This window comes from Nocardia wallacei (assembly GCF_029868745.1).
GTDB classification, from domain to species: domain Bacteria; phylum Actinomycetota; class Actinomycetes; order Mycobacteriales; family Mycobacteriaceae; genus Nocardia; species Nocardia wallacei_B.
In genome coordinates, this window is sequence record NZ_JARWOP010000338.1 from 19,394 (window position 1) to 29,229 (window position 9,836).

At 70.4% G+C, this 9,836-nt stretch carries 6 protein-coding genes and 1 pseudogene; 4 read left to right on the top strand and 3 right to left on the bottom strand.

Annotated elements, in window-relative coordinates:
- Window positions 1-776 precede the first annotated feature (776 nt).
- Window positions 777-1,652 (bottom strand): TIGR03621 family F420-dependent LLM class oxidoreductase, encoded by an 876-nt coding sequence (locus tag QH470_RS31535; RefSeq protein ID WP_280276024.1) that lies wholly within the window; start codon window positions 1,650-1,652, stop codon window positions 777-779.
- Window positions 1,653-1,883: 231 nt separating this feature from the next.
- Here QH470_RS31535 and QH470_RS31540 point away from each other — a divergent pair, with 231 nt between their 5' ends.
- The 4 genes from QH470_RS31540 (at window position 1,884) to QH470_RS31555 (ending at window position 8,455) form a co-directional block, all read left to right on the top strand.
- The gene (locus tag QH470_RS31540; protein ID WP_280276025.1) at window positions 1,884-4,184 is read left to right on the top strand and encodes an MFS transporter; all 2,301 of its coding nucleotides are present in this window, start codon (window positions 1,884-1,886) and stop codon (window positions 4,182-4,184) included.
- 112 nt (window positions 4,185-4,296) lie between these two features.
- Window positions 4,297-4,974 (top strand): TetR/AcrR family transcriptional regulator, encoded by a 678-nt coding sequence (locus tag QH470_RS31545; RefSeq protein WP_280276026.1) that lies wholly within the window; start codon window positions 4,297-4,299, stop codon window positions 4,972-4,974.
- A gap of 26 nt (window positions 4,975-5,000) precedes the next feature.
- On the top strand, window positions 5,001-7,610 hold the full coding sequence (locus QH470_RS31550; RefSeq protein ID WP_280276027.1) for a PEP/pyruvate-binding domain-containing protein: 2,610 nt from the start codon (window positions 5,001-5,003) through the stop codon (window positions 7,608-7,610).
- Window positions 7,611-7,627: 17 nt separating this feature from the next.
- Window positions 7,628-8,455 carry an alpha/beta hydrolase gene (locus QH470_RS31555; protein WP_280276028.1) on the top strand — a complete coding sequence of 276 codons (828 nt, stop codon included), beginning with the start codon at window positions 7,628-7,630 and terminating at the stop codon, window positions 8,453-8,455.
- Window positions 8,456-8,477: 22 nt separating this feature from the next.
- Here the strand turns inward: QH470_RS31555 and QH470_RS31560 are convergent, their stop codons facing one another.
- Together QH470_RS31560 and QH470_RS31565 are read right to left on the bottom strand one after the other, a co-directional pair.
- Window positions 8,478-9,509 carry a TIGR03617 family F420-dependent LLM class oxidoreductase gene (locus tag QH470_RS31560; protein WP_280276029.1) on the bottom strand — a complete coding sequence of 344 codons (1,032 nt, stop codon included), beginning with the start codon at window positions 9,507-9,509 and terminating at the stop codon, window positions 8,478-8,480.
- Window positions 9,510-9,563: 54 nt separating this feature from the next.
- Window positions 9,564-9,836: pseudogene (locus tag QH470_RS31565) on the bottom strand (hypothetical protein); the annotation flags it as partial.

Genomic DNA, 9,836 nt, shown 5'->3' on the forward strand with positions numbered 1-9,836 from the left:
GTCGGTCGGCCAGCGGGCCCTGGGAAGATCCCGAGGCGGGCTGCGATTGCTGGTTCTGCGCAGAGTCCGGCACGGATTGTGACTGGTCGCTCTGGCTGGAGTTCTGGGAGGACTGTGATTGGTCGCTCTGTACGGAGTTCGGGGCGGACTGTGACTGCCCGCTCTGGCCGGAGCTCTGGGAGGACTGGGACTGGTCGCTCTGCACGGAGCTCGGGGAGGACTGTGATTGGTCGCTCTGCACGGAGCTCGGGGAGGATTGCGATTGGTCGCTCTGCACGGAATTCGGGGCGGATTGCGACTGCCCGTTCTGGCTGGAGTTCTGGGAGGACTGTGATTGGTCGCTCTGTACGGAGTTCGGTGAGGACTGCGACTGCCCACTCCGCCCGACAGCGTCGGCGCCGCCTTCCGGTTCGTCGCTGCCGTCGTCCTGCACCTGGACCAGCGGGATCGCTGCCGGCGCGGCCATGGCGGGCGCTGCGACCGCCAGCCCGGCGGGAACAGCGAGTGCGGCCAATGACGCGGCCGCGGCAATGCGGATCTTCATGTGTAACCCCTTCTGTCGATGGGAAGTGGTACCCGTTCAGATCGAGCAGACCGGACTCTAAAGGCGCAGGCGGGCAGCGGTGGGAGGCTCGGTCACCTCGGCGATTGACCGTTATGTCCGGCTCGCGGCCTCGACGGACCCGGCGTCATCCGCAGGTATGACGCCCCGGTGACCGCACCCGTCCCGGCCTTCGCCGGTCGAGCCGTGCTCCTAACGCACTGCGGCCGTCGCCCTAGCGCAGTTCTTCGATCACCTTCGCCAGAGCCATCATTCGCGGCTCGGCGACGGAGTAGTGGGTGACTCCGTAGGCGTCGCGGTAGTGCCGCAGCGTGTCGGCGATCTCTCGCGCGGATCCGTGCAGGAAGCCGGGCAGATAGCGCAGCTGATCGTCGGACAGGGTCCGGTTGAACATGCGGGCCAACGACAGATCGGGCTCGTCGTAACCCTGCACATCCACCCCCTGCACGGTGAGCCCCAGCTCCAGCCCGGCGAAGCGCTCTCCGGCGGCGGTGCGGACGAACTCGACGCGGCGGGCGAGCGCGGCGGTACCGGCGTCCTCGGAATCGATGTCGTCGCCGACGGGCACCCCGGCGAGCGCCACGGTGTCGGCGTGTTCGGCCGCCACCCGCACCAGGCGGTCCCCGCGCCCGGCGACCAGCACCGGAATCGCGCGGCGCACCGGCGGCTGATGGTCGTTCGCGAACAGACCACGGATCTCGCCGATGGTCTCACGCAGGTTGTCGATCCGCTGCCGCCCGCCCGGGAAGGGCAGCCCGGCCACCTCGAACTCGGGTTTCGCGAAATCCGGCCCCGCGCCGATCCCGAAATCCAACCGCCCGTCGGTGAGCTGGTCCACGGTGGCGACGTCGCGGGCCAGCAGTGCCGGCCGGTAGAACCCGGCGTTGAGCACCATGGTGCCGACCCGCACCCGCGTGGTCGCCTCGGCCATGGCGACCAGCGTCGGGAACGGCGAGGTCATTCCCAGATGGTCGGGCACCTGAACTACGTCGTAGCCCAGATCCTCTGCGCGCTGTGCCTTTTCCCGCCACTCGCCCCGCGAACCGGCGGCGGAGAACCCGACGGCGAACCGAAAAGGACGCGATGTCATGTCGTTTCGATCATGCTCCACCCTCGCACGGTAGCCGATCCGCAGCCCGCGGCGTCCGCCGAAGGTCGTCACCCATGGCCGTTCGTTCTCGGCTGTCGGGAGGCGAATCTCACAGTGGCCCCTCGAAGGAGGGTGAGATCACATGCGGGCCAAAGGGAACGGGGCCGCGTTTCTGTTACGGTGATTAACCGGAGAGACGCTCCGTTTCAACTGGTGGAGGATCCCTGACCCATGGCGCGTGTGAAGTCTCGCCCGCACTACAACGTCGTCTTCGCGGTACTGCTGCTCGGGATCTCCGCGTACGCGCTGCTGCAGTCGATGGTCGTGCCGGTGCTCTCGGTGCTGATTCCCGCCCTGCACACCACGCAGAGCACGGCGACCTGGCTGATGACCGGCTACCTGCTGTCGGCCTCGGTCGCGACGCCGATTCTCGGACGGATCGGCGACAAGGTCGGCAAGGAGCGGATGCTCGTCGTCACGCTGGTCGCGCTGACGATCGGTTCGCTGATCGCCGCGCTGACCGATTCCATCGGCGTGATGATCGTCGCGCGGGTGATCCAGGGCCTCGGCGGCGGCGTGATTCCCTTGGCGTTCGGCATCATTCGTGACGAGTTCCCCGCGCGCAAGCTGCACGGCGCGGTCGGTATCGCCTCGTCGCTGATCGCCGTCGGGTCCGGGGTGGGCCTGGTGCTGGCCGGGCCGATCGTCGACCATCTGGACTACCACTGGTTGTTCTGGGTGCCGATGATCATCACCGCGGTGGCCGCCGTGGCGGCGGTGCTGTTCGTGCCCGAATCGCCGGTGCGCAGTCCGGGCCGGATCAATTGGGGTGCCGCGCTGCTGCTTTCGGCCTGGCTGGTGGCCCTGCTGCTGGCGGTCAGCAAGGGACCGGCGTGGGGCTGGGGCTCGGGCCTGACCCTCGGCCTGTTCGCGCTGGCGGTGGTGACGGCGGCCGCGTGGATCGTCGTCGAACTGAAATCGCGGACGCCGCTGATCGATATGCGGACCATGCGCATCCCGGCGGTGTGGACCACCAACCTGGTGGCCGTGCTGACCGGTGCGGGCATGTACGCGATGATGACCTTCCTGCCCCAGCTGCTCCAGACGCCGAAATCCGTTGCGGGGTACGGCCTGAGCGCGAGCATCACCCAATCGGGCCTCTACATGCTGCCGCTGTCGGCGGCCATGTTCGTCATCGGCCTCACCATCGGCCCGCTCTCGGCGCGGATCAGTCCGAAGTTCATCGTGCTGATCGGCAGTCTCATCACCGTCCCGGCGTTCGTGATGCTGGCGATCGGCCACGATCACAGCTGGGAGATCTACGCGGCCGGTGCCTTGATCGGCGTCGGTATCGGACTGGCGTTCTCTTCGATGCCCGCCATCATCGTCGCGGCGGTGCCGCCCGCTCAGACCGGCGCGGCCACCGGCATGAACGCCAATGTGCGCACCGTCGGCGGCGCGATCGGAAGCGCGATCTCCTCGGTGATCCTGACCTCGGGCGCGCAGACCGCGCACGGACTGCCCGCCGATTCGGGCTATTCCAATGTCTTCTGGTTCCTGGCCGGTGTGTCGGTGCTGGCGGCGGGCGCCGCGGTGATCGTGCCGTCGGTCCGGGCGCACGAACCGCACAGCGCGCAGGTGAGCGGCGCGGAACCGCGCTCGGCGGTGGCCGATCGGATTCCGGACGAGACGTTGCTCGCGGCCGCGGGATCGGCCCCGGAACCCGCGGTCTCGGCGGCGGTGGCGTCCGGTCTGGACAGCGAGACCCGGTCCATCGCCGGGCACGTGCGCCGCGAGAACGGCGAGCCGGTGCCGAACGTGGCGCTGACCCTGATAGATCAACGCGGGCACCAGGTTTCGCGGACGACGGGCGGCGCGGACGGCGGCTATCACCTCGAGGTGCCGGAGGCGGGTGACTACGTCCTGATCGGCGCCGCGAACGGACACCGTCCGGTGGCGGTCAATGTCACCGTCGCCGCGCGGCCGCTGCCGGTGGAGCTGACCCTGCCGAGCTCCGGACAGCTGTCGGGCATCGTGCGCCGGGCCGGAGCGGGTGAGCCGGTGGCCGGTGCGGCCGTCACGCTCACCGATACCCGGGGCGAGGTCGTCGGTGCGGCGGTCACCGGCGGGGACGGCGGCTACGTCTGCCGCGGCGTGCCGTCGGGCACGCACACGGTGGTCGTCGTCGCGCCCGGTACGCGGCCGCACGCGGCGACGCTGACCGTGCCCGAGAGCGGTCTGCTGCGCTACGACGCGGAACTGGCCCCGATCGTGACATTGGCCGGTGCGGTGCGAGCCGGGGACCGTACGGTGCCCGACGCGCAGGTGACCGTGCTCGACGCGACCGGCGAGCCGATCGCGACCGCTCGCACCGACGACGAGGGCCGCTACCTGGTCCGCGACCTTCCCGCCGGTGAGTACGCGGTCGTGACTCGCGGTTATCCGTCGGTGGTCAGCAATGTCACGGTGGCCGGGGAGAGCACCCACGATGTCGAGCTGAGCTACGACCAGCAGCAGGCGCCGGTGCGGTAGTCGGCGACGGCGACCGGCACCGCGACAGGTGCCGGTCGCCGTGGGTGTTGACGGGAAGCCCGGGGCGGACGTATCTTTTGACAAAACAACAAAAACTGTCAAGAGGTCAAGAATGACGGTCGACGAGGTCGAGCGCGAACAGACCATCCTCGACGCGGCGGAGGATCTGCTGCTGCGGCTGGGGTACAACAAGCTGACGGTCGGCGATGTCGCCGATGCCACCGGCCTGCACCGAGGGCTGGTGTATCTGCGCTTCAAATCCAAGGACAGCGTGGTCGAGGCGGTGGTCCGGCGTGAACTGGACCGGTACGCGCAACGCTGGAGCGAGCACCTGCGGTCGGATCCGCAGGGCGGCAGCGTGGCCAGCGTGTATCGGGCCATGGCCGGGGCATTGGCGCAGCTGCCGCTGGCGGCGGCGATCGTCGCCCGCGACGAGCCCACCTTCGGCAAATATCTCCGCAAACCCGGCAGCTTCTTCGACCGCGCCGAAAGCCTCGGCACGAGCGAGTTCCTGTCGGACATGCAGGCGGCCGGGGTGGTCCGGCCCGAGGTGGACGTGCACGCCGCGGGCTACATCCTCGATGCCCTGACACCGGCGCTGCGGCAGACATTTTCGACGCAGCGCGCACAGGCGGCTGCCTCGGACGTGCCCACCACCGGCGCCATGGTCGACGTACTCGCCGAGTGGCTCGAGCTGGGCCTCACCCCGCCCGCCGCCGCCGACCTCGAGGCCGGCCGCACCGTTCTGCTGGAAGGGCTTTCGCGGGCCCGCCGCAACCTGTCCGCCTGAATCCGGCGTAGAGAATCGAGAAGCATATGAACAGCTCTGTCCCGCAGGATGATTCGTACACGCTGCCGCTCGCGGACCCCGCCGCGACCCTCGACCGGGCCGGTGGCAAGGGCAGTTCCCTCGCCCGGATGGCCGCCGCGCGGCTGCCGGTGCCGCCCGGTTTCCACGTCACCACTACGGCCTACCGGCGATTCGTCGCCGCGGCGGGTCTGCACGACCGGATCCTCGCGGTGGCCGCGCGGGTGGCCGCGGACCAGCCCGAAACCTGGGCGGAGGCGGCGGCCGAGATCGCCGAACTGATTGCCGCGCAAGAGATTCCGGACGATGTCGCCGAGGAGATCGACGCCGCCTACAAGCACCTGGGCGAGGTGGCCGTGGCGGTGCGCTCCTCCGCCACCGCCGAGGACCTGCCCGAGATGTCGTTCGCGGGGCAGCAGGAGACCTACCTCAACATCCGTGGCGCCGACGCGGTGCTGGCCGCGGTCCGGCGCTGCTGGGCCTCGCTGTGGACCGACCGGGCCATCGGCTACCGGGCCCGCAACGACATCGATTCCGGCGAGGTCGCCCTCGCCGTCGTGGTGCAGGAACTGGTGCCCGCCGACGCGGCCGGGATCGCGTTCACCGCCGATCCATTGACCGGTGCGCGGGACGAGGTGCTGATCAACGCCGCCTGGGGACTGGGAGAGGCGGTCGTCGGCGGCCAGGTCACGCCCGACACCTTCGTGGTCGCCAAGGCGAGCGGTGCGATCGTGCGCGAGGAGATCGCCGACAAGCAGATCATGACGATCCGCACCCCGGACGGCACCCGCGAGGAGCCGGTGCCCGCGGACCGGCGCGAGCGTCCGGCGCTGCGGCCCGAACAGGCGGCCGAGCTGGCGCGTATCGCGGTCCGGATCGAGACGTTCTACGGGCAGCCTATGGATATCGAGTGGGCGCTGCACGAGCAGCGGCTGTTCGTGGTGCAGGCCCGGCCGATCACGGCGCTGCCCGAGGCGCCCGGCGAGGCGCAGTGGGAATTGCCCGATCCCAAGGGCAAATACACCCGGGGCAGCGTGATGGAACTGCTGCCGGAGCCGCTGTCGCCGCTGTTCGCGACGCTTGCGATACCCGCCTGGGAGCGGGCGACGCTCGCGCACTACCGCGAGATCGCGCTGCCGTACTTCGACCGGCCGCTGGCGGTCATCAACGGCTACGGGTACTACAACGTCAACTACACCCCCGCGCTCTTGGCGCGAATGATGGTGGCGCAGCCGCGATTTCTCGCCCGCACGCTGCCCCGGTACCTGCGCACCGCACCCGAGCGATGGCAGGCGGCGCGGCGGCGGTATCGCGACACTGCCGCGCGCCTGACGGCCCTGGACATTACAGCCGTCCCCGCTGCCCGGCTGCTGGACGGCATCCGCGAGATCGTGGCCGAGGCCGCGGACTACTACCTCGTCATCCAGGGCGGAGCGCTGCCGGCGGCGTACCTGAGCGAGTCGCTGTTCACCAAGGTGTACAACACGATCAAGCGGGCCGATGACCCGCCCGCCACGACCTTCCTGCTGGGTTTCGACAGCAAACCGATCCTGGCGGAGCAAGCGCTGTACGACCTGGCGCAGTGGGTCCGCACCCAGCCCGGACTGGCCGACCGGATCGAGGGCTGGCCCGCCGAGTCGCTCACGCACGCGCCGGACGAAGGCACGGGCGACGCCGCCGAGGCAGAATTCCGCGAGCGCTTCCGGGCGCACCTGGAGACGTACGGCGACATGGTCTACGACCTCGATTTCGCCAAGCCGCTGCCCGCCGACGACCCGGCCGCCCTGATACAGACCCTGCGCTATTTCCTCCGTGACGAGGCCGCCGATCCGGCCGCGCGCCGGTCGGCCGCCGGGCACAGACGCGCGGAGGCGGTCCGCACTCTCGAAGCGAGACGGCCGGGTCCGCGCCACGCGCTGGCGCTGCGCCTGCTGCACTGGGCACAGGCCGCGGCGCCGCTGCGGGAGAACGCGCTCGCCGATGTGGGCGCGGGCTGGCCGGCGGCGCGGCGATTGCTGTCCGAACTCGGCCGCCGATTGACCGCCGCTGGTGCCGTCACGACCGCGGACGACGTGTACTGGCTGGAGGCGGCAGAACTAGAGGCTGCGGTCGCGGCGCTGGATGCGACTGCGGTGCCGCAGGATTCGCGGTCGGCCATCGCCGAGCGCCGAGCCCTCTGGCGACGCCGGCGCACGCAGCGCCCGCCGGTCGCGCTACCGGTCCAGGGCGGCAACCGGATCCTGGGCATCGAATTCACCCGGGACCACGCACCCGAGGGGGATGCCGATTCCGGCGAGACGATCAAGGGCACTCCGGGCAGTCCGGGCAAAGTCACCGCTCCGGCGCGGATCATCCACGGCCCGAGCGAGTTCGACCGAATGCGACCGGGTGACGTGCTCGTCGCGCCCATGACCACACCGGCCTGGACGCCGCTGTTCGCGCTCGCCTCGGCGATCGTCACCGACGTCGGCGGCGCGCTCAGTCACAGCTCGATCGTCGCCCGCGAGTACCACATTCCCGCCGTGCTCGGCACCGGCACCGCGACCGAACGCCTGCAAACCGGCCGGCTGATCGTCGTCGACGGCGACACCGGCGTGATCACCGTCCCCGAATCATGAATCATCCAGGAGGACATATGCGATCGGCATCCGCGGCCGAACTCGTCCCGTTGGCGGCGGACGATCCCGCACCGGGGCTGGACCCTACGCCCTACGGACAGCACACGGTGCTTCCGGAGGTGCAGGGTAATCACAACCTGGGCATGATCCGCAACGTCACCCGCCCGGCGCTGGCGGTGCACCGGCCCACCGGGGACCGAGCCACCGGCACCGGCGTGATCGTCTGTCCCGGCGGCAGTTTCGTGACCCTCACCGACACGGGCACGGCGATCGCGGAACGCCTTGCCGCCCAGGGCATCACCGCCTTCGTGCTGCGTTACCGGGTGCTGCCCACGCCTGTCGCCGACGAAGACTTCCTCGGTCGGTGGGAGACCGCGCACACCATGGACGACATCCGGCGGCAGTCCCATGTGGCCGTCGAGGACGCCGGGCGGGCGGTCCGCTTCGTCCGGGAGCACGCCGGGCGCTGGGGGATCGAACCCCGGCGCATCGGAATCCTGGGCACCTCCGCCGGGGGATTGCTCGCGCTCGCCGCGGCGACCTCGTACACCGGCGCGGACGACCGCCCGGACTTCGCGGCGCCGATCTACCCGCCCACCTGGCACGAGTACCGGGTCCCCGCCGATGCGCCGCCGCTGTTCCTCTGCTTCGCCGCCGACGATCCGGGTGACGGTGTGCTCGAGGGCAATCTCGCCCTCCACCGTGCCTGGCTGGCCGCCGGGGCGCCCGTGGAGTTGCATGCCTACGAACGCGGCGGGCACGGGTTCGCCGAGCGGGCCATGGGTTTGCCGTGCGACACGTGGATGGACCGATATCTCGACTGGGTGCGTATGCACGGATTCTGATCGGCGGCACCCGGCCGGGTGGTCAATGGCGGCGGCCGGGTGGTTCCATCGCGTGCAGCGCGGCGACCAGGTCGGTGACATCGGCGTGGTCGGGCCGGTAGCCGGGGAAATAGCAGCAGAGGTCGGAGGCGTAGTCGCCGTAGCGTTCTCGCAGTTGCTCCGCGCACTCCTCCGGCGTGCCGACGGCGCCGAGCGCGCGCACCATCGGCTCGGTGATCAAGGCCCGCATCTCGGCGTACCGGCCCTGTTTGGACAGGCCGTTCAGCTCGGGTTGCAGGTCCGCCCAGCCCTCGGCCGCGAGGGTCGAGCGGTACGGCGGCGTCGATCCGTAGAAGGCGATCAGGCGGGCGACACCGTCGACGGCGGCCGTAAGCGCCGCCTCGGTGCGGCCGACCGCCACCATGGCCTGGGCGATCACCTCGAATTCGCCGAGACCGCGATTCGACCGCCGCAGGCCCTCCTTCATCGCGGGCACGGTGTACTCGGTGAAGTGCTCGGTGCTGTTGAACGGCATGACCAAAAGGCCGTCGGCGAATTCGGCGGCCGTGCGGGTCATGATCGGCCCGAGGGCGCCCATGAGCACCGGCGGCGGTCCGAACGGGTTGGGGCCCGGGTCGAACGTGGGCGGCATCAGCGTGTGGGTGAAGAATTCGCCGCGAAAGTCCAATGGGGCCTTGCCCTCCCACGCGGCGAAGATGGCCCGGACGGCCGCCACCGATTCCGCCGTGCGCCGGGCCGGGCGGCCCCACTGGCTGCCGTAGCGCTTCTCGATGTGCACGCGCACCTGTGAACCGAGCCCGAGCCGGAACCGTCCCCGGCTGTACACCTGCAGATCGTAGGCGGCGTGGGCGAGGTGCAGCGGGCTGCGCGGCCCGGCGATCGCCACGTTGGTCATCAGTTCCAGATCGGTCTCGCCCGCGGCGACCACCAGGGGGAAGAAGATGTCGTGCGGCCCTTCGAAGGAGAAGATCCCGTCGGCCCCCGCCGCGGCGATGGCACGGGCGCTGTCGCGCACCTCGGCCGGCGAACCCTCGATCTGAAGATGCACTTTCACACGATGTCCTCACGGTCCGGCAGGCAACTGCCGTAGCAGTATGACGCCGGGCGCTCACGAACGGGGACTGCACGCTCCCGGCTGCGGCAGATCGCCGCAGGGTGTGTCGCCGTGGGAGCGCACGATGTCCTTGCCCGCTCGGTCGGTGAGGTAGCGGAGGAAGGCCGCCGCCAGCGAGTCGTAGGGGAGTTCGCCCTTGCTGTAGGCGTATTCGACGCCCCAGAAGGGGTAGTCGCCGGTGGCGGGGGGGGCGCGGGCCGGGGGGGGGGGGGGGGCGGGCGCCCCGGGCCCCCCCCGCCCCGCGCCCCCCCCCGCGGGCGGGGCGGG